Here is a 19317-nt window from a genome sequence, read left to right as displayed (position 1 = left end):
AGGATGACCACAAGTCCGACACCGGCCACCCGTACCAAGGTCCTCCTTGTCGACGATCACGACCTCATCCGCAAGGGCCTGCGGCACGCCTTCGAGCGGGACCGCCAGTTCGAGGTCGTCGGCGAGGCCGCCACGGCGGCGGAGGGTGTCCGGCAGGCCGGGGCGCTGCAGCCGGACGTGGTGATCATGGATCTCCGGCTGCCCGACGGCAGTGGCCTCGAGGCCACCCGGGCACTCCGCAAGTCCAGCGCCTCCATGGGCATCGTGGTGCTCACCATGTACGCCGGTGACGACCAGCTCTTCGGTGCCCTGGAGGCCGGCGCCAGCGCCTTCGTGCCGAAGACCGCGCCGGCCGACGAGGTGGTGGCCGCGGCCCGGCACGCCGCGTCGTCGCCCAGCGCCTTCACCGCCGCCGACCTGGCCGAGGCCATGAAGCGCCGGCTGGCCCCGTCCGGCCCCCAGCTCTCCCCGCGCGAGGGGCAGGTCCTGCGGCTGCTCGCCGACGGCATGAGCGTGGCGGGCATCGCCAAGCAGCTCTTCGTCAGCGAGTCCACCGCCAAGACCCACATCTCGAAGCTCTACGAGAAGCTCGGCGCGGCCAACCGGGCGCAGGCGCTCATGACGGCGCTGCGGCTGGGCCTGCTCGAGGCTCCGGACGCCCCGAAGTTCTGACCTCCCCGCCCGCGCGGGCGGTGCACGTGAGATCCGCGTCGGCCCCACGGCCGGCGCGGATCTCACGTATCGACCGGTGTCGGGGCATTGTGCCGCTCGCTATGGTCACCCGGGCCCTCGCGGGGGCAGAATACCGCGGTGGCCCGTGGGCAACGGCGCCCGCGACGCCGACGGTGAGAGGTGGGTCATGCAGCGGCCGGACTGGGCACCCGAGACGATCGACATCGAGCGCCCGAGCGTGGCCCGCATGTACGACTACTACCTCGGCGGCTCGCACAACTTCGCCGCCGACCGGGCTGCCGCCCAGGCCATGGTGGCCGCGGTGCCCGACGCGCCGCTGATGGCCCAGGCGAACCGGGCATTCCTCCGGCGGGCCGTGCAGTTCCTGACCGACGCGGGCGTGCGGCAGTTCCTGGACATCGGCTCGGGCATCCCCACCGTCGGCAACGTGCACGAGATCGCCCAGCGGGGCGCGCCGGAGTCGCGCGTCGTCTACGTCGACGTCGACCCGGTGGCCGTCGCGCACAGCCGGGAGATCCTCGCCGGCAACGACCGGGCCGCCGTCGTGCAGGAGGACCTGCGCCACCCCGAGCGGATCCTGGCCCACCCGGACGTGCGCCGGCTGCTCGACTTCGACCAGCCGGTCGCCGTGATGATCGTGGCGGTGCTGCACTTCATCTCCGACGACGACCGGCCGGCGCGGATCCTGCGTACCCTGCGCGAGGCGCTGGCACCCGGCAGCTACCTGGTCCTCTCCCAGGCCAGCGACGACGGGCGCACCGAGGAGGAGCGGGCCGAGGCGGAGCGGGTCTACCGGCGTACGGACAACCCGCTCTGGGTGCGTAACCGGGCCGAGCTGACCGCGTTCTTCGACGGGTTCGCGCTCGTCGAGCCCGGCGTGGTGTGGGTGCCCGAGTGGCGCCCGGACTCCCCGGAGAGCGCGGAGGACGCCGAGCGGGCCGTCTTCATGGGCGGCGTCGGGCGCCTCGGTGGCTGAGGCGGCGACCGTGGCGGCGCCGGCCCGTCCCGGCGCCTTCGCCCGGGCCTGGGCCAAGGCGGTGTCCGGCACCAGCTTCCTGCCCATGACCCAGGCGCAGCTCGAGGCGCTGCTGCAACGGCTCACCGACCAGCTGGCCGACGCGCTGCTGGCCGAACCGTTCGACCTGCGTCCCGGGCACCGCGTCGGCACCGAACTGGTCGCCAACCACATCGCCTCCGCCGAGGGGCTCGGTCGTACCGTCGAGGTCCTCCAGCTGCGGCTGATCCGGGACCTCGGCCTCGTGGGCGACGACGTGGAGGACCGGATGGCCCGGCTGCTCGCCGCGATCGCCACCGGGTACGCCCGGGCGTTGCGCGACCGTACCCTCGACGAGCAGGAGTCGATCCGGCGGGCCGTCATGACGGCCCGCGCCCAGGCGGAGCGCGCGCTGCGCGACAGCGAGGCGCGCTTCCGGCACCAGGCCACCCACGACCCGCTCACCGACCTGCCCAACCGGGCGCTCTTCACCGAACGGCTCACGGCGGCGCTCAACGAGCCCGGCCGGGGCGCGGAGCGGATCGGGCTCTGCTTCCTCGACCTGGACCGGTTCAAGGTCGTCAACGACACCCTGGGCCACCAGGCCGGCGACCGGCTGCTCATCACCGTCGCCAACCGGCTCCGCCGGGCCCTCGACGGGCACCTCGTGGCCCGCCTCGGCGGCGACGAGTTCGTCGTCCTCGTCGAGCGGACGGGCGGCACCGACGACGTGGTCGCGGTCGCCGACACCGCCCTGGCCGCCGTCCGGGAACCGGCCATCGTGGACGGCACCGAGCTGACGGTCACGGCGAGCCTCGGCATCGTGGAGCGGCAGATCGCCGGGACCACCCCGGGCCACCTGCTGCGGGCGGCCGACAGCACGATGCACTGGGCCAAGGCCGCCGGCGGCGCCCGGTGGGAGGTCTTCGACGCCGAACGCAACCGGCGGGAGCTGGCCCGGCACGCGCTCTCCGCGGCGATCCCCGCCGCCCTGGAGCGCGGCGAGTTCTACCTGGACTACCAGCCGCTGACCTCGCTGCGGGACGGCAGCCTCCTCGGCGTGGAGGCGCTCGTGCGGTGGCGACACCCCGAGCTGGGGGTGCTGCACCCGGGCAGCTTCATCGGGCTGGCCGAGGAGACCGGGCTGATCGTGCCGCTCGGCGGCTGGGTGCTCGCCGAGGCGTGCCGGGAGGCGGAACGCTGGTCCGCGCGGGGCGGCCGGGCGCCGTTCGTGAGCGTGAACCTCGCGGTGCGGCAGGTGCACCGGCCGGGGCTCGTGCAGGAGGTACGCGGGCTGCTGCAGCGCACCGGACTGCCGCCGGAACGACTCCAACTGGAGATCACCGAGAGCACCATGATGAGCACCACCGAGGAGCCGGTGCGTGCCCTGCGCGTCCTCGCCGACCTCGGAGTCCGGATCGCCATAGACGACTTCGGCACCGGCTACAGCAACCTCGCGTACCTGCGGGACCTCCCGGTGACCGAGCTGAAGGTGGCCGGGGAGTTCGTGGCCGGGCTGCGGGCGCCGGCCGCGGAGCCGGCCAGCCGCACCGACGAGCGGATCCTCGCCTCGCTCGTGTCGCTCGCGCACGCACTGGACCTCACGGTCACGGCCGAGGGCGTGGAGACCGCCGGGCAGGCCGACCGGCTGCGGGCGATCGGCTGCGACGCCGGCCAGGGCTGGCACTTCGGCCGCCCCGCGCCCGCCGACCGGATCCTGGAGCGCGTCGGCTGACGGCGTAGACATTGTCTACGCGCCTCTGGTAGACAGTGTCCATGGCGGATGCGGAGTCGGACGTCCGCACGCGGCTGATCACCGCGGGCGTCGAGCTGGTGCAGCGTGAGGGCCACGCGGCGGTGTCCCTGCGGGAGATCGCCCGCCGGGCCGGTGTCTCGCACGGCGCGCCGCGACGGTACTTCCCCACCCACCTCGACCTGCTCTCCGCGATCGCCCGCCAGGGGTACGCCGACCTCGCCGACCGGATCGCGCGGACCGTCCGCGACACCGGGCCCGACCCGCGCCAACGGCTCCTCGCCCTCGGCCGCGCCTACCTCGACCACGCCGCCGCGAACCGCGGCATGTTCGAGCTGATGTTCCGGCACGACCTGCTCAACAGCGGCCGGCTCGGCCTGCGCGACGCCAGCCTGCCGCTGTTCACCCTGGTCGTCGACCTCGTGGCGGAGGCGCGCCGGCCCACCGACCGCGCCGCCACCGTCATCGCCGGGGCGCTCTGGGCCAACCTGCACGGCCTCGCCCAGCTCTGGGCGTGGGGCAGCCTCCAACTGGCGACCGGCGAGACGGACGACGACGCCCTGCTGCGGGCCGCGCTGGACGCGCACCTCGGCCCCGCACCCGAGTGACCGTGGAGGAACGGTGCCGCTGCTGTACGACCTCGCCAAACTGACCGCCGGCAACGCCCTGCGGCTCGGCTGGCGTCCCCGCGTGGAAGGGCTGGAACACCTGCACCGCCACGGCGGCGCCATCCTCGCCGGCAACCACCTGTCGGTCGCCGACGAGCTGTTCCTGGCCGCCGTCACGCCCCGGCACATCGCCTTCTGGGCCAAGGCGGAGTACTTCTCCGGCCGCGGCGTACGCGGCTGGGTCAGCCGCCGGATCGTCAGCGGCATGGGCGCCATCCGCGTCGAGCGCGGCGGTGGCCGGGCCGCCCTCACGGCGTTCGACGCGGCCGTGCCCGTCCTGCGTGCCGGCGGCCTGGTCGCCGTCTACCCGGAGGGCACCCGCTCGCCGGACGGGCGGCTGCACCGCGGCCGGACCGGCGTGGTCCGGCTGGCCCGGGACGCCGGCGTGCCGATCGTCCCGGTCGGTGTGCTCGGCACCGCCGAGGTGCTCCCCGTCGACGCCCGCCTGCCCCGCCGGCACCCGGTCACGCTCCGGTTCGGCCCACCGATCCCGGTGGCCGGCCGCATCCACGGCCCGCGCGACATCCGCCTCCTCACCGACGAGGTGATGGCGGCGATCCAGCGGCTGACCGGCCAGGAGTACGTCCCCCGGTACGCACCGAGACGCGAGACCCTGGCCGCCTGACCCGCGCACGCATACGCCCCGCGTCCCCGTGCGGGTCGGCGGTCGCCGGGTCGGGGTGATCGTGCTCGTTCCTGGATGTAGTGGCCTCGGCGTCTCCAGGAGGCCACTACAACCAGGATCGAGCGTGATCTCCCCGTCGCGACGGCGCGCCTGCGACGGGCTGCGACGGGCTCGCGCCCAGCGGGCACGCGCCCGGCGGGCTCGCGCCCCGGCCGGCGGCCTCAGCCGGCGAGCAGGTCCGCCATCCGTCGGGCCTGGGCCTCCCAGCGCCACTCGCGCTCCACCCAGGCGCGACCGGCGGCGCCGAACTGGCGGGCCAGGTCCCGGTCGGCGAGCAGGCGGGACACCCGGTCGGCGAGCTGGGCGACGTCGCGGCCGCTCACCACGTACCCCGTCTCCCCCTCGCGGACGGCGTCCGGAGCGCCGCCGGAGTCCCCGGCGACCACCGGCAGGCCGGTCGCGGACGCCTCCAGGTACACGATGCCGAGCCCTTCCACGTCGAGGCCGCGGTTGCGGGTGCGGCACGGCATGGCGTACACGTCGCCGGCCGCGTAGTGCGCCGGCAGCTCGGCCGCGGGCACCGACCCGGTGAACACGACGTCGCGGTCCACGCCCGTCTGCCGGGCCAGCTTCTCCAGCGCGGCCCGGTACGGCCCGCCGCCCACGATGAGCAGGGCCGCGTCGGGCACGCGGCGGCGGATCTCCGGCATGGCGCGGATGAGCATGTCCTGACCCTTGCGGGGCACCAGCCGGGACACGCACACGACCACCGGCCGGTCGGAGAGCCCCAGCCGGGTACGCACCGCTTCCCCGTCGACGTCGGGGTGGTAGGCGTCCACGTCCACGCCGGGCGCGAGCCGGTGCAGCTCGGTGAGCCCGTGCAGCACGCGGGCGAGCCGGGTGCGGGTGTACTCGCCGAGGTACGTCGTCACGTCCACCCCGCGCCCGATCCGGCGCAGCGCGGCACGGGCACCCGGAAGCGCGGCCCAGCCGACCTCGTGCCCGTGCGTCTGGGCGACGACCCGGCGGATGCCCGCCCGGCGCCGCAGCCCGGCGGCGAGGAGCCCGAGCGGCGCCGCCGCGCCGAACCACACGGTGTCGCAGTCGTACGCGCGGGCGAGCCGGGCGGCCCGCCGGGCCACCAGCGGGGTGGGCAGCAGCACCCGGGTGCGTTCCCGGATCACCTCGAACGGCTGGTCGGCGTCGAACTTGTCAGCTCCCCGCCAGCTCGACGCGTACACGACCACGGACCCGCTGGGCTGGCGCACGGCGAGGTTGTGCACGAAGGACTGGATGCCGCCGGGACGGGGCGGGAAGTCGTTGGTGATCAGCAGCGTCCGGCTCATCTGCCGGCCTCCCTGGCGTAGGCGCGGGCGGCGGCCATCCGCTCGACCGTGGACGGGTGGGTGGCGGAGTACAGGTACTCCCAGCGCGGCGGGTCCGGGTCGGAGAGGTTCACCGAGGACAGCCGGCGCTGCATCGACTCGAACGCGGCCGGGTCGTGGGTGAGCGCCAGCGCGTGCGCGTCGGCCCGCGCCTCGACGCGGCGGGAGATGAGCGCCTGGACCGGCGCGGCCACCAGCCCGACGACCGTCACCAGGGCGACCAGCAGCGGGAACGCGCGCGGTTGGGCGACCGAGTCGACGCCGGCGAGCCGCAGCAGCGGCCCCCACGAGCCGATCAGGTAGAGCACCACCACGGCCGCCGCGGCGCCGAGCGCGCCGGTCAGCGTGCCGACCGTGACGTCCCGGTCGCGGGCGTGCCCCAGCTCGTGCGCCACCACGGCGGTCACCTCCTCGGGCGGGGCCTCGCGCAGCAGGGTGTCGTAGACCACCACGCGCCGGGTCGGTCCGATGCCCGAGACGTACGCGTTGACCGCCCGGGTGCGCCGCGAGGCGTCGGCGACCAGCACGTCCCGCACCGGTACGCCGTCACGGGCGGCCATCGCCATCAGTTCGGTGCGCAGCGGCCCCTGCTCCATCGGCGTGAACCGGTTGAACACCGGCTCCACGAGCACCGGCAGCACGAACGAGAGCAGCACCACGAGGCCGGCGGCCCCGGCCGCGCCGAACGCCCACCACCAGCGCGGCGCGAGGCGGATCACCGTGTAGAAGCCCAGCAGCGCCACGGCGCCGATCACGGCGCTCACCGCGTACGACTTGAGCAGGTCGACCGCCCAGCCGCCCCAGCCGTTGGTGCTCAGCCCGTAGCGGGTGAGGACGGCCTGGCGCCAGGCGGCGAACGGGAGGGTGACCAGGTCGGCGACGAGCACCACGGCGAGCCCGCCGAGCACGGCCTGCGCGATCCAGTGCCCGCCGAAGGGGCGCCCGACGAGTTCGACGAGGCGGCTGCCCAGCGGGGTGAGCCCGAGCGCGAGAGCGACCAGCAGGCCGACGGCCAGGCTCGCGTACGTGCCGGGACGGAGCGCGCCCCGGAACTCGCGCCCGCGGGCCACCTGGTCGGTGGGAAGGTCGCGCAGGGCGGCGAGCTGGTCGGCCCGCGGGGCAGGCGGCCGGTGCCAGGGGATCAGCAGCGCCACGGTGACCACCAGGGCGAGGGCGAGCCCGGCCAGGGTCACCACCGCCCAGGCACGGGGGCTCATCCCGGCACCCCTTCCCGCGGGTGCCTGCCCCCGCCCCGCGATACCCGCGTCATCCGCGCTCCTCCCGCTGTGACCGCCCATCCTAGGGCTCGCGGCCCGACACAGCGCGGTCCGGACCACCCGACGGTCGATCCGACCGACCGCTGCGCCCTCCCGGGCAAGCCGGCACGCCACGCCCCGCCCCGGCCGGCCACCAGCCGCCCCCTCCCCGACCGGGCCGGCACGCCGCACCTCGCCCCGACAGGCCGGCACGCCGCACCTCGCCCCGACAGGCCGGCACGCCGCACCTCGGCCCCGACAGGCCGGCACGCCGCACCTCGCCGCGACGGGGCCGGCACGCCCGCCTCGGCAAGCCGGCCGGCACGCCCCGCCTCAACCAGGCCGGCACATCGCGGCCCGGCCGGCACACCGCGCCCGGGCGGACCGGTCAGGCGATCCGGCGGCGGCGCATCGGGCGGGGCCGCGCGGCACGGGGACGCGGTGCGGACAGCACCTCCACCTCGAAGCCGGCCCGGGCGAACACCTCGATCGCCCGGTGCTCGGCGGCGCCGAGGTCGGCGGCCGGGGACCGGTCGTCGAACAGGGCGGTCACCAGGCAGCCGGAACAGCCGTCGCCCCGGATGTCGCACCGGTCGCAGTCGATGAGCATGAAGCCTCCTGACGGGCTGCGGCGGCCGGACGACGATCCGCCGCCCGACCACCGTCGGTCACGCCGACCCTACGGCGGGGGTACGACAGAACCGGACAACCGGCATCCACTCGCCCCGAACCCGATCAAGCCACCCCGGGGCGACCCACGCTTCGTCGGGGCGGCGCGGCGGGAGCCACCCCACGAGTGGGACGGACACGAACCCGGCCCACGAGCGGGGCGGAAGCTGCCCCGGCACGCGAGCGGTCGGGAGCTGCCCCGGCCCGCCTCACGACGGTTGGGAGCGGGTCAGGAGCGGGCCAGGCGCCGCAGCAGCGAATCGGCCCCGAGCGGGTACGCGCCGTGGCGGCGTACCCCGTCGGCGACCTCGCGGTCGGAGGAGATCACCACGACCGGGCGGCCCGGCGGTTCGGCGCGGACGAGACGGCGGATCAGCTCGTCGGCGGTCTCCCCCTTGCGCGAGAAGAGCACCCGTACGCCGCGCGGGGCGGGCGGCAGGCCGGGTATCCGTTCCGCGCCGTCGAAGACCACCGTCACCTCGTCGCCGGTCTGCGCGGCGATCCCGCCCAGGCCGGAGATGAGGCGTTTGCGCTGTTGCTCCAGGGACATCTCGCCGAAGCCGCGCTTGGTGACGTTGTAGCCGTCCACCACGAGGTGCGCCCGAGGCAGTGCGAGCAGCTGGTCCAGGCGGGCGGGATCGTCGGTGTCGCGGGCGCGGGTGGCGACGCCCGCCGTGACGCCCGGCTGGTCGGCGGACGTGGCGGCCACGACGTCGGCCGGCAGCAACTCGACGGGGTCGAGCGCCAGCTCGCGGCGGAGCCCGACGGCGGCCTGGCTGATCGTCTCCAGCAGCAGCCAGAGCCGGGCCTCGTCGACCGTACGCGCCTCCTTGGCGCTGGCCCGGGCCGCACCCGCGGCCGCCTCGGCCTCGGCCAGCCGTGCGCGGGCCCGGCGCAGCTCCGCCTCCGCGTCGGCGGCCGCCCGGGCCGCGCGGCCCCGTTCGGTGGCCAGCAGTTCGTTGGCGCGCCGCTCCCGGGCCTGCGTCTCGCGCAGCGAACGGGCCAGTTGCCGGGACTCCTCGCGGAGCTGGCCGAGTTCCTCGCGGACCCGGGCCAACTCGTCGCGGAGCTTCTCCGCCTCGACCCGGGCGACCGCCCGGTCGTGCTCGGCGCGGGTGGCCCGCTGCTCGGCCTCGCGGACCAGCTCGGCGACGACGGCGCTGTCCGCCTCGGCGCGGACCGCGGCGCCGCTCGCCTCGATGAGGTCGCGCCAGCCGCGGGGGCGGGCGAGGTACGCGAGCGCGCCCACCTCGACCGGGTCGGCGGCGGCCGGGGCGGTGCCCTCCACGACGGCGGCCCCGAGGTCGCCGGCGTCGGCCAGCACCCGGGCGCTGACGCGCTGCCGGAAGAGTGGATCGGAGGTGAGCTGGGCGGCGATGGCCGGGGCACCGAGGCGGGCCCGCCGGTTGGGCGCGAACTTCGCCACCCGGCGCAGCGGCACCGGCACCTCGTCGGAGGGGAGGGTGGGCAGCACCGCGGCGGTGAGTGTCACGATCCGCTGGCGCACGGGCTCGGGCAGGACCGGCTCCGGCTCCGGCGCTCCCCCGTCGTCGGCCGGGTCGCTGTCGGCCGAACCGCCGCCCGCGCCGCCCACGTCGACCGGATCCGCGGCGTCAACCTGACCGGCGGCATCGCCGGAAACGGCCCCGTCGGCGGAGCCCGCCGCACCGCCGAAACCCGCCGCGTCAGCGGAACCGGCGGTATCGGGGAAACCAGCCGCACCGCCAGGACCGGTGGCACCGCGGGAACCGGGCGCGTCGCCCGGGCCGGCGGACGCCGACGCGCCCGCGGAAGCCTCGCCGACCTCACCGGCGCCCGACGCAGCGGCGGACCGGTCCTCCGGTGGGAGGTGGTCGTCGTACGGCTCGGTGAGGGGCATGTGGCAAGTCTCCCACCGCGACGGGGCCCACCGCCCGGCGAGTGAGCTGATCTCTCATCCTAGCCCCGGCGTGAGCACCGGGACGGCCGGGACGCTTGTGCACGGAGTGTCGGACGGGGACGCTAGCGTGCCGGCCGATGACACAGGCGGAGTACGTCCAGCAGACGCTGGCCGGTCTCGACCCCTCCCCGGACGGCGGGATCGATCCGGCCCTGCCGCTGTACGCGACCACCTTCGTGGTGCTCGACCTGGAGACGACGGGGGGCGCCCCGGACGGGGGCGGGATCACCGAGATCGGCGCGGTGAAGGTGCGCGGCGGCGAGGAGCTGGGCGTGCTCGCCACCCTCGTCAACCCCGGGCAGCCCATCCCGCCGTTCATCACCGTGCTGACCGGCATCACCGAGGCCATGGTGGTGCCGGCGCCGCCGATCGAGCAGGTGCTGCCGAGCCTCCTCGAGTTCCTCTCCGACGCGGTGCTGGTGGCGCACAACGCGCCCTACGACGTCGGTTTCCTCAAGGCGGCCTGCGCCCGGCACGGCTACCGCTGGCCCAATCCCCGGGTGCTGGACACCGCCGCCCTGGCCCGGCGGGTGCTGACCCGTGACGAGGTGCCCAACCGGAAGCTGGGCACCCTGGCGGCCTACTTCCGCACGCGCACGCAGCCGAGCCACCGGGCGCTGGACGACGCGAAGGCCACCGTCGACGTGCTGCACGCGCTGATCGGCCGGCTCGGTGGGCACCGGGTCGAGACGATCGGCGACGCCATCGAGTTCGCCAAGGCGGTGACCCCGACGCAGCGCCGGAAGCGGCACCTGGCCGAGGGGCTGCCGAAGGCTCCCGGGGTGTACATCTTCCGGGCGGCCGACGACCGGCCGCTCTACGTCGGCACCTCCGGCGACATCGCCACCCGGGTCCGCAGCTACTTCACGGCCGCGGAGAAGCGCGCGCGGATCTCCGAGATGCTGGCCGCCGCCGAACGGGTCGAGGCGGTGGAGTGCGCGCACTCGCTGGAGGCGGAGGTCCGCGAGCTGCGGCTGATCGCCGCGCACGCGCCCCCGTACAACCGCCGGTCGAAGTTTCCGGAGCGGATGCTCTGGCTCAAGCTGACCGACGAGCACTACCCGAGGCTGTCGGTGGTCCGCGACCTCTCCCCCGCGGACCAGGCGTACCTCGGGCCGTTCAGCTCCCGCCGCACGGCGGAGCTGGCCGCCGCCGGCTTCTACGACGCCGTGCCGCTGCGCCAGTGCACCCACCGGCTCTCGCTGCGGACCGTCACGCCGGCGTGCGCGCTGGCCGAGCTGGGCCGCTGCCCGGCGCCGTGCGAGCACCGGATCACCCCGGAGGAGTACGACCGGCGCGCCGCCGCCCCGTTCCGCGCCGCCACGGCCGACGACCCGCAGGTGGTGGTGGACGCGCTGCTGGCCCGGATCGAGGCGCTCGCCCGGGACCAGCGCTACGAGGAGGCGGCCGTGGTCCGCTCCCGGCTGGTCGCGGTGCTGCGCGCCGCCGTACGCATGCAGCGGCTCACGGCGCTCACGGGCATCGCCGAGCTGGCGGCGGCGCGACCGGCCGCGCGCGGCGGGTGGGAGCTGGCGCTGGTCCGGCACGGCCGGCTGGCCGGGGCGGGCGTGTCGCCGCCCGGCGTCCACCCGCGACCGACGTTGGCCGCCATCCGGGCGACCGCCGAGACCGTCCCGCCCGGGCACGGGCCGGTGCCCCGCGCCACGGCCGAGGAGACCGAGCGCATCCTGTCCTGGTTGGAACGGCCGGAGACGCGGTTGGTGGAGATGTCCTCCGGTTGGTCGTCCCCGGTGCGGGGCGCGGCACGGTTCCGCGACCTCCTGGCCAAGGCGGAAGCCGCGGCGTCCCACCAACTATCGACCGAACGCTCATGACCAACTGACCGATCGGACTACGTCGACTCCCTTAGGCTGTTAGAGAAGTGCAGTCCTGCCCGTTTCGTGGGCCTGCTCCCGGTTGCCGGTCCCCGGCGGCCGTGGGGCCGGGGTGAGGAGGTGTCCCTCGTGGACGTCGACGCCGGACACGGCGCCGCCCTGGGGGGCGCGCTTCCGACCCAGCCGGGCGAGCTGCCACTGACCCGTCGACTCCGGTCGTTGCTCGCCTGGCCGGGCGCCGAGACGGACCCGGTGAGTCATCTGGTCCGCACCCACCGGGGCATCCATTCGGGAGCCGACCCCGCGGTCCTGCGCCGGGCGTACACGATCGCGGAGACCATGCACCGGGGGCAGTTCCGCAAGAGCGGCGAGCCCTACATCACCCACCCGCTGGCGGTCGCCCAGATCTGTGCCGACCTGGGGATGGACACGACCACCCTGGTCGCGGCGCTGCTGCACGACACGGTGGAGGACACGCGCTACACGCTCCAGGCCCTCGCCGACGACTTCGGGCCGGAGGTGGCCCACCTGGTCGACGGGGTCACCAAGTTCGACAAGGCGTTCTACGGCAAGGCCGCCGAGGCCGAGACGATCCGCAAGATGATCATCGCGGCCGGCAAGGACGTCCGCGTCCTGATCATCAAGCTGGCGGACCGGCTGCACAACATGCGCACCCTCGGCGTCCGGTCGGCCGCCTCCCGGGAACGCATCGCGCGCAAGACCGAGGAGGTTCTCATCCCGCTCTGCGACCGGCTGGGCATCCAGACGCTCAAGCGGGAGCTGGACGACGTGGTGCTGCTGCACCTGCACCCGGAGGAGCACGCCCGCATCGCCCGGCACGTGCACGACCGCCCCGGCTGGGACGCGTACCTCGCGGAGGTCGTCGCGCAGGCCCGGGTGGCGCTGCGCCGCAGCCGGGTGGACGCGGCGGTGAGCCCCCGCCCCCGGCACCTCTACTCGATCTGGAAGGACACCGTCGCGGGCGGCCACAGCGCCCCGTACGACCTGCCCCGCATCGCCGTGGTCGTGGACGGGCCGGCCACCGACTGCTATGCGGCGCTGGGCGCGATCCACGGGCTGTGGCGACCCGTGCCGGGCCGGTTCAAGGACTACATCGCCTCCCCGAAGAACAACCTCTACCGGTCCCTGCACACCAGCGTCTGCGGGCCGAAGAACCGCACGGTCGAGGTGCTCATCCGCACCGAGGAGATGCACCGGTCGGCCGAGTACGGCATCGCCGCGAACTACCGCTTCCCCCGGGCTGGCGGCGACGCGGCGGCCCGCGCCGAACAGCTGGCCTGGCTGCACCGGGTGCTCGACTGGGAGCAGGACGCCGCCGACCCGGCGCAGTTCCTCCAGTCGCTGCGCTCCGACCTGGCCGAGGCGCAGATCCAGGTCTTCGCCGACGGACGGCAGGTCGTGCTGCCGGCCGGCGCCACCCCGGTCGACCTCGCGTACGAGCTGGGCACGGAACGCGGCGACCACTGCCTCGCCGCCCGGATCAACGGCCGCCTCGCCCCGCTGTCGTCGGAGCTGGAGGACGGCGACGTGGTGGAGATCTTCACGGAGAACGACGCCGACAACGGCTTCGAGGCGGAGGCCGCGCCGCGCGGCCCGCGCAAGGAGTGGCTCCGCTTCGTGAAGTCGCCGCACGCCCAGATGCAGATCAACCGCTGGTTCGCCGAGCACACCGAGCCCGGCATCTCGATCAGCGACAAGGTGCGGCTGGGGCGGGCCACCATCGGCCTCGCCCTGCGCCAGCACAACCGGGGGCTCGCGAGCGACCTGCCGCTGCTGCGGCTCGCCGAGGAGCTGGGCTACCCGGACCTGGAAACGCTGCTGGTGGCCGTGTTCGACCGGGTGATCGCGCCGGACGAGGTGGTCCGGCAGCTCATCGACCTCGTCGACCACCGCCAGTGACGGCCGGGCCCCGCCGGGCACGAGCGGCATTCGCGGCCACTAGCCTGGAGCCATGATCCCCCGCTCGCGCGCCACCGGACGCGCCGTGGCCTACCAGGTCTTCTACCGGCTGCCGCTGCCGCTGCGCCGCCGCCTGGTCCGGCTCGCCGTGCCGAAGTACATCGTCGGCGCGGTGACCCTGGTACGCGACGCCGAGGCCGAGGCCGAGGGCGCGGGCCGGCTGCTGCTGCTCCGGCAGCCGCCCGGCCACAGCTGGACGCTCCCGGCCGGGCTGCTGCAACGCGGCGAGGCCCCGATCGTGGGCGCCGCCCGCGAACTGTACGAGGAGTCCGGCATCCGCCTTGCCCCGGCGCGGCTGCGCCCGGCCGTGCCGAACGCCGTGGTGCACGCCAAGGGCTGGGTGGACGTGGTGTTCGAGACGGAGGTGCCGGCGTCCACCACGGAACTCCGGGTCGACGGCGCCGAGGTCTTCGAGGCCGCCTGGCACCCGCTGGACGACCTGCCCCGCCTCAGCTGGCCGACCGCGCGGCTGCTCGCGTACTACGGCATCGGCCCGCTCGCGGGCCAGTTCCCGCCCCCGGTGCCCGGCGCGGAGGAGTGAGCGTGCCCGCGGCCGGCGCGGACGGCCTCTGCGCCGTGGTGCTCGCCGCCGGCGAGGGGACCCGGTTGCGGCCGCTGACCGAGCGGCTGCCCAAGGCGCTCTGCCCGGTCGGCAACGTGCCGCTGCTGGACCGGGCCCTGGCCCGGCTCGCGGGGCTCGGTCTGGCCGGGCCGGACCGGGTCGCCGTGAACGCGTGCTACCTGGCCGGGCAGGTGGTCGCGCACGTCGGGGACCGCGCGCACCTGTCCGTCGAGCCGGGCGACCCGCTCGGGACCGCCGGCGGGGTGGCGAACCTCAGGGACTGGATCGCGGGCCGGCCCGTGCTGGTCGGCAACGCGGACGCCTACCTGGCCGACCCGGCCGCCCCGCCGGGCCCCGACATCGCCGCGCTGCTCGCGGACTGGGACGGCCACGAGGTACGCCTGCTCGGCCAGCCGGCCGCCGACCCGGCGGCTCCCGGGACGTTCAGCGGGCACGCCTTCACCGGGTTCTCCCTGCTGCCGTGGCGGTTCGTACGCGACCTTCCGGTGGGGTTCGGCGACCTCGTGCGCGCCGTGTGGCGCCCGGCCGAGGCGGCCGGCGCGCTGCGGGTGGTCCCCTACCGGGGCACGTTCTACGACACCGGCACCCCGGCCGACTACCTGGCCGCCAACCTGCACGCGGCCGGCGGCGACGCCCTGGTCGACCCGACCGCCACGGTCACCGGCGACTGCCGGGGCTCGGTGGTCGGCGCGGGCGCCGTCGTGCACGGCGACGTGGTCCGCTCCGTCGTGTGGCCCGGCGCGCGCGTACGGGCCGGGGAGCGGCTGTACGAGGTGATCCGGGCCGGGGACGACCTCACCGTGCCGGTGGCCGGGTCTAGCATGAGCGACGACGCCGACGAACGGAGAAGTGCCCCGTGATCACCGCGATCGTCCTGATCGACTGCGCCACCGACTCCATCCCGGAGGTGGCCGAGACCCTGGCCAACCTTCCCGGCGTCAGCGAGGTCTACTCGGTCGCCGGGCACGTCGACCTGATCGCCATGGTCCGGGTACGCGAATTCGACCAGATCGCCCAGGTGATCGCCGGCAGCATCTCCAAGGTGCCCGGGGTGCTGAACACGGAGTCGCACATCGCGTTCCGCGCGTACTCCCAGCACGACCTGGAGGAGGCGTTCGCCATCGGCCTGGCCAACGCCGACTGAGCACGGCGGCGCCGGAGCCCGCAGCGCAGGCCACGGCGGCGCCGGAGCCCACCGCGCGGGCAGACGCGGCCGACGGCCGGCCCATCCCGTGGATGGACCGGCCGCCGCGCTGTCCCGGGTCAGCTGACGCCCGGAGCCGGGTTCTCGGTGGTGCCACCGCCCGGGGCCGGCGCCTCGGTCTCCGTGCCACCCGGAGCCGGCGACTCGGTCTCGGTGCCGCCCGGAGCCGGCGACTCGGTCCCGGTGCCGCCCGGAGCCGGCGACTCGGTGGTGGCGCCGGGGCTCGGCGTACCGCTGGCGCTGGCCTGCGGCACCGGGATGCCCAGCTGCTCGGCGATCTGGACCAGCTCGTCGTAGTGGGCCTGGAGGGTCGGCAGCGCGGTCTGCGCCAGCTGGATCACCGACTGCTCGGAGCCCTGCGAGATCTCGGTCTGCGTGGCCTGGATGGCCTGGAGGTGACCGGCCAGCTGCGCCGTCACCCACTCCCGGTCGAAGTTCCCGCCACTGGCGTTGTTCAGCCGGTCGATCACGGACTGCTGGTCCGCGGTGGGCCCGTTGGGCAGCTTCACGTTGAGCTGGGAGGCGGTCTGCTGCACCGTCTGGTCCAACTGCGTGTGGTCGGTCACGAACATCTTGCCCAGGTCCTTGACCCGCTGGTTCTGGCCCTTCTGCTGGGCCAGTTCACCCGTGGTGATCTCGAACAGGTTGACCTGGTGGATCGCCTGCAGGTACTGCGTGTCCTGCGACGACGGCTGGGCCGCGGCCTGCGCCGCGGCTGCCGGGGCGACCCCGACCAGCACCAGCGCGGCCAGCAGGCCGAGACGTTTGATACCCAACATGCTTCCCCCCCTTGAGACGTTGGACCGCACGGATACCCGGCTCACCGGGGTTATTCCTGCGATGCCCGCGCGCGAGGGGACGGCCCGGTCGGCCCCGTCGTCCGGCTCCGGGGCTCCCGGGCCCGGCCGGCCCGAGCGGGGCGGAAACGGACGTGGCGCCCGCCGGGGGATCCGGCGGACGCCACGTCGAGGCGGGTCGGGGTCAGCGGCGCGGCTCTCCGCTGCTGATCTCCTCGCGCTCCGGTCGGGGCTCGACCGGCGGGTGCCCCGGCGAGACCGGCGCCTCCACCGGCTTCTCGATCGGGTAGAAGAAGCCCCGGACCGCCGGGCCGAGGGCCCCGAGCCGGTTCATCTTCTTGGGCACGACCCAGCCGGTGTACTCGAGCGCACCGTGGCCGTCGCCGTGCTCCTGCGCCGCGCTGAGCGGCTGGTGCACCTCGACGAACCGGCCGTCCGGCAGTCGCCGGATGATGCCGGTCTCCACGCCGTGCGCCAGCACCTCCCGGTCGTGCTGCTGCAGACCGAGGCAGAGCCGGTAGGTGACGTAGTACGCGATCGGCGGCGCGATGAGCAGGCCGATCCGGCCGGCCCAGGTCATCGCGTTCAGGCTGATCTGGAACTTGTCCGCGATGACGTCGTTCGCCCCGGAGAGCGTCAGCACCAGGTAGAACGCCACGGCCATGGCGCCCACCGCGGTACGCGCCGGCACGTCACGGGGACGCTGGAGCAGGTTGTGGCTCTTGTAGTCCTTGAGGTGGCGTGCCTCCAGGAACGGGTAGAGCGTGGAGAGCCCGACCAGGATGCCGGGTAGCACGACCGTCGGCCAGAACAGCGGCGGGATGACGTACCCGTCGCCGATCGGGATGTTGATCTGCCAGGCCGGCATGAGGCGGGTCGAGCCGTCCAGGAACATGACGTACCAGTCCGGCTGGCTGGCGGCCGAGACCACCCACGCCTCGTACGGGCCGAAGAGCCAGATCGGGTTGATCTGGAACAGACCGCCCATCAGCGCGATCACGCCGAAGACGATCATGAAGAAGCCGCCCTGCTTGATGGCGTACCGCGGGAACATCCGCTCGCCGACCACGTTGCCGTTGGTCCGGCCCGGGCCGGGCCACTGGGTGTGCTTCTGCTTGAAGACCAGGCCCAGGTGAACGCTGATCAGGGCGACCAGCAGAGCCGGGATCAGCAGCACGTGGGCGATGAAGAACCGGCTGATGATGATCGTGCCCGGGAACTCCCCGCCGAAGATCGACGAGGTGACCCAGGAGCCGATCACCGGGATGGAGAGCATGATCGCCGAGGCGATCCGCAGACCGGTGCCGGACAGGCCGTCGTCCGGCAGCGAGTAGCCGGTGAAGCCGGCCAGGAAGCCGACCCAGAACAGCAGCGAACCGATGATCCAGTTCGTCTCACGCGGCTTGCGGAACGCGCCGGTGAAGAACACCCGCAGCATGTGCACGACGATCGCCGCCATGAACAGCAGCGCCGCCCAGTGGTGCATCTGCCGCATGATCAGACCGCCGCGGACCTCGAAGGAGATGTCGAGGCTCGAGGCGTACGCGGCGGACATCGGCGTGCCCCGCAGCGGGGCGTAGCTGCCGTTGTAGATCACCTCGGTCATCGACGGCTCGAAGAAGAAGGTCAGGAAGACCCCGGTGAGCAGCAGCACGATGAACGAGAACAGCGCGATCTCGCCGAGCAGGAAGGACCAGTGGTCCGGGAAGACCTTGTTCAGCAGCCGGCGCAGCGGGGTCGCCACCTGGAAGCGGTCGTCCACCCCCGCCGCCGCCTTGCCCGGCGCCGCCGCCAGGTCGAACTTACGACGCTTCATGGCCGCTCCCAGAAGTCTGGCCCGACGGTCTCCGTGAAGTCGGACTTCGCCACGAAGAAGCCCTCGGAGTCCACCTCGATCGGCAGCTGCGGCAGCCGACGGCTGGCGGGGCCGAAGACGGGCCGGGCGTTGTCGGTGATGAGGAACTGCGACTGGTGGCACGGGCAGAGCAGACGGTTGGTCTGCTGCTCGTACAGGCTGGCCGGGCAGCCCGCGTGCGTGCAGATCTTGGAGTACGCCGCGTAGTTGCCCCACATGTAGTCGCCGTGGCCGACCCGCTCGTTGGCCTGGCGCGACTTCTGCGCGTCCTCGTCCCGCAGGTGGATCAGCAGGGTCGGCGAGTCCGCGTGGCGGTTGCTGATGCCGTGCTCGATGCCCGGGAAGACGGTCAGCTGACCGCCGGCGCTGATGTCCGACGGGCGCACGGGGCGGCCGTCCTCCCGCACGAGGCGCACCTTCTGGCCGCCCTCGGCCGGGGCGAACCCGGTGGTGAACATCTGGTTGTTCTTGTGCGGGTTCGAGATCAGGCCGCCGACCAGCGGCGCCGCGGCCACCGCGCCGACCGGCGCGAGGCCGGCCAGCAGCGAGATGCCGAGCAGCGGGCGGCGCTTCACGCCCAGCTCGTCGGCCATGTAGAGCATCGTCTGCCCGGTGATGCTCCGGTCGTCCGGGGAGACCGCGCCCTCGTGCCGGTCCTGGATCGACACCTCCTTCGGCAGCAGCTTCTTGCCCCAGGTCAGGATGCCGAAGCCGATGCCGAGCAGGGACAGGCCGAGGGTGAGGCCGAGCAGCGGGGTGTACCACTTGTCGCTGCCGCGGCCCGGCGCGTACTCCCACGGCCACCAGATGTAGACGACCAGGAAGGCGGTCGCCGCCAGACCGGAGAGCAGGAAGAGCCACGCGACCAGGCGGACGAGGCGGCGCTCGGCCTTGCTGCCGGAGACCACCTGCGGCTCGTAGTGGACGATCTCGATGTCGTCCCGCCGGGCGCCCTCACGGACGATGTCGAAACGGGTAAGCCCGGGGGTGTTCACGTCGAGCGGTTCCCGACCCTGCTGGGCCTGGTGCTCGGTGTGCGTGCTCATGCCGTCACCTCGTTACGGGCGGTGCCGAGCGGCGG

17 protein-coding genes are annotated in these 19317 nt (G+C 74.4%); 10 read left to right on the top strand and 7 right to left on the bottom strand.

Translation table 11 applies throughout. The features are described from left to right. The first annotated feature begins 3 nt into the window (after positions 1-3). The 5 genes from OG994_RS01840 (at position 4) to OG994_RS01820 (ending at position 4733) form a co-directional block, all read left to right on the top strand. Positions 4-672, top strand: a complete 669-nt coding sequence (locus tag OG994_RS01840) for a response regulator transcription factor (RefSeq protein WP_007072219.1) — start codon at positions 4-6, stop codon at positions 670-672. Between the two features lie 187 nt (positions 673-859). Then, complete coding sequence (locus OG994_RS01835; protein ID WP_328852009.1) at positions 860-1669, top strand: SAM-dependent methyltransferase; 810 nt, start codon at positions 860-862, stop codon at positions 1667-1669. Between the two features lie 85 nt (positions 1670-1754). Continuing rightward, a complete protein-coding gene (locus tag OG994_RS01830; protein ID WP_328853640.1) occupies positions 1755-3422 on the top strand; it encodes a putative bifunctional diguanylate cyclase/phosphodiesterase in 1668 nt (555 codons plus the stop codon). A gap of 41 nt (positions 3423-3463) precedes the next feature. After that, on the top strand, positions 3464-4048 hold the full coding sequence (locus OG994_RS01825) for a TetR/AcrR family transcriptional regulator (RefSeq protein ID WP_120327187.1): 585 nt from the start codon (positions 3464-3466) through the stop codon (positions 4046-4048). 13 nt (positions 4049-4061) lie between these two features. Beyond that, positions 4062-4733, top strand: coding sequence for a lysophospholipid acyltransferase family protein (locus tag OG994_RS01820; protein ID WP_328852008.1), 672 nt, complete (start codon positions 4062-4064; stop codon positions 4731-4733). Positions 4734-4954: 221 nt separating this feature from the next. Here OG994_RS01820 and OG994_RS01815 read toward each other — a convergent pair whose 3' ends face one another. The 4 genes from OG994_RS01815 to OG994_RS01800 all read right to left on the bottom strand — a co-directional run bounded on the left by OG994_RS01815 (position 4955) and on the right by OG994_RS01800 (position 9922). Next, positions 4955-6079, bottom strand: coding sequence for a glycosyltransferase family 4 protein (locus OG994_RS01815; RefSeq protein WP_328852007.1), 1125 nt, complete (start codon positions 6077-6079; stop codon positions 4955-4957). Further along, positions 6076-7335, bottom strand: a complete 1260-nt coding sequence (locus OG994_RS01810) for a M48 family metallopeptidase (protein WP_328852006.1) — start codon at positions 7333-7335, stop codon at positions 6076-6078. The genes OG994_RS01815 and OG994_RS01810 overlap by 4 nt, the downstream gene beginning before the upstream one ends. A 427-nt stretch (positions 7336-7762) precedes the next feature. Then, positions 7763-7984, bottom strand: coding sequence for a hypothetical protein (locus tag OG994_RS01805; protein WP_328852005.1), 222 nt, complete (start codon positions 7982-7984; stop codon positions 7763-7765). 288 nt (positions 7985-8272) lie between these two features. Beyond that, a complete protein-coding gene (locus tag OG994_RS01800) occupies positions 8273-9922 on the bottom strand; it encodes an NYN domain-containing protein (protein WP_328852004.1) in 1650 nt (549 codons plus the stop codon). 137 nt (positions 9923-10059) lie between these two features. Here OG994_RS01800 and OG994_RS01795 point away from each other — a divergent pair, with 137 nt between their 5' ends. The 5 genes from OG994_RS01795 to OG994_RS01775 all read left to right on the top strand — a co-directional run bounded on the left by OG994_RS01795 (position 10060) and on the right by OG994_RS01775 (position 15524). Further along, the gene (locus tag OG994_RS01795; RefSeq protein WP_328852003.1) at positions 10060-11817 is read left to right on the top strand and encodes a DEDD exonuclease domain-containing protein; all 1758 of its coding nucleotides are present in this window, start codon (positions 10060-10062) and stop codon (positions 11815-11817) included. Positions 11818-11946: 129 nt separating this feature from the next. Continuing rightward, positions 11947-13737 carry a RelA/SpoT family protein gene (locus OG994_RS01790; protein WP_328853639.1) on the top strand — a complete coding sequence of 597 codons (1791 nt, stop codon included), beginning with the start codon at positions 11947-11949 and terminating at the stop codon, positions 13735-13737. A gap of 52 nt (positions 13738-13789) precedes the next feature. After that, positions 13790-14338 carry an NUDIX hydrolase gene (locus OG994_RS01785; protein WP_328852002.1) on the top strand — a complete coding sequence of 183 codons (549 nt, stop codon included), beginning with the start codon at positions 13790-13792 and terminating at the stop codon, positions 14336-14338. Further along, complete coding sequence (locus tag OG994_RS01780) at positions 14335-15240, top strand: nucleotidyltransferase family protein (RefSeq protein ID WP_328852001.1); 906 nt, start codon at positions 14335-14337, stop codon at positions 15238-15240. The genes OG994_RS01785 and OG994_RS01780 overlap by 4 nt, the downstream gene beginning before the upstream one ends. Further along, positions 15237-15524: an Lrp/AsnC family transcriptional regulator gene (locus OG994_RS01775; protein WP_120327177.1), complete on the top strand. Its 288-nt coding sequence runs from the start codon at positions 15237-15239 to the stop codon at positions 15522-15524. The genes OG994_RS01780 and OG994_RS01775 overlap by 4 nt, the downstream gene beginning before the upstream one ends. 119 nt (positions 15525-15643) lie before the next feature. Here the strand turns inward: OG994_RS01775 and OG994_RS01770 are convergent, their stop codons facing one another. The 3 genes from OG994_RS01770 to qcrA all read right to left on the bottom strand — a co-directional run bounded on the left by OG994_RS01770 (position 15644) and on the right by qcrA (position 19282). After that, a complete protein-coding gene (locus OG994_RS01770) occupies positions 15644-16363 on the bottom strand; it encodes a DUF4142 domain-containing protein (RefSeq protein ID WP_120327176.1) in 720 nt (239 codons plus the stop codon). A gap of 202 nt (positions 16364-16565) precedes the next feature. Beyond that, the gene (gene qcrB / locus OG994_RS01765) at positions 16566-18197 is read right to left on the bottom strand and encodes a cytochrome bc1 complex cytochrome b subunit (protein ID WP_120327175.1); all 1632 of its coding nucleotides are present in this window, start codon (positions 18195-18197) and stop codon (positions 16566-16568) included. Then, positions 18194-19282 (bottom strand): cytochrome bc1 complex Rieske iron-sulfur subunit, encoded by a 1089-nt coding sequence (gene qcrA / locus OG994_RS01760; RefSeq protein ID WP_120327174.1) that lies wholly within the window; start codon positions 19280-19282, stop codon positions 18194-18196. The genes qcrB and qcrA overlap by 4 nt, the downstream gene beginning before the upstream one ends. Positions 19283-19317 lie beyond the last annotated feature (35 nt).

This window comes from Micromonospora globbae (assembly GCF_036184225.1).
Classification (GTDB): Bacteria; Actinomycetota; Actinomycetes; order Mycobacteriales; family Micromonosporaceae; genus Micromonospora; species Micromonospora globbae.
This window is presented reverse-complemented; position numbering and strand designations above follow the sequence as displayed.

Excerpts from the sequence above, each read along its gene's own strand:
- OG994_RS01840 (WP_007072219.1), top strand. The coding sequence starts at position 4 with ATGACCACAAGTCCGACACCGGCCACCCGTACCAAGGTCCTCCTTGTC.
- OG994_RS01835 (WP_328852009.1), top strand. The coding sequence starts at position 860 with ATGCAGCGGCCGGACTGGGCACCCGAGACGATCGACATCGAGCGCCCG.
- OG994_RS01830 (WP_328853640.1), top strand. The coding sequence starts at position 1,755 with ATGACCCAGGCGCAGCTCGAGGCGCTGCTGCAACGGCTCACCGACCAG.
- OG994_RS01825 (WP_120327187.1), top strand. The coding sequence starts at position 3,464 with ATGGCGGATGCGGAGTCGGACGTCCGCACGCGGCTGATCACCGCGGGC.
- OG994_RS01815 (WP_328852007.1), bottom strand. The coding sequence starts at position 6,079 with ATGAGCCGGACGCTGCTGATCACCAACGACTTCCCGCCCCGTCCCGGC.
- OG994_RS01810 (WP_328852006.1), bottom strand. The coding sequence starts at position 7,335 with ATGAGCCCCCGTGCCTGGGCGGTGGTGACCCTGGCCGGGCTCGCCCTC.
- OG994_RS01805 (WP_328852005.1), bottom strand. The coding sequence starts at position 7,984 with ATGCTCATCGACTGCGACCGGTGCGACATCCGGGGCGACGGCTGTTCC.
- OG994_RS01800 (WP_328852004.1), bottom strand. The coding sequence starts at position 9,922 with ATGCCCCTCACCGAGCCGTACGACGACCACCTCCCACCGGAGGACCGG.
- OG994_RS01795 (WP_328852003.1), top strand. The coding sequence starts at position 10,060 with ATGACACAGGCGGAGTACGTCCAGCAGACGCTGGCCGGTCTCGACCCC.
- OG994_RS01785 (WP_328852002.1), top strand. The coding sequence starts at position 13,790 with ATGATCCCCCGCTCGCGCGCCACCGGACGCGCCGTGGCCTACCAGGTC.
- OG994_RS01770 (WP_120327176.1), bottom strand. The coding sequence starts at position 16,363 with ATGTTGGGTATCAAACGTCTCGGCCTGCTGGCCGCGCTGGTGCTGGTC.
- qcrB (WP_120327175.1), bottom strand. The coding sequence starts at position 18,197 with ATGAAGCGTCGTAAGTTCGACCTGGCGGCGGCGCCGGGCAAGGCGGCG.
- qcrA (WP_120327174.1), bottom strand. The coding sequence starts at position 19,282 with ATGAGCACGCACACCGAGCACCAGGCCCAGCAGGGTCGGGAACCGCTC.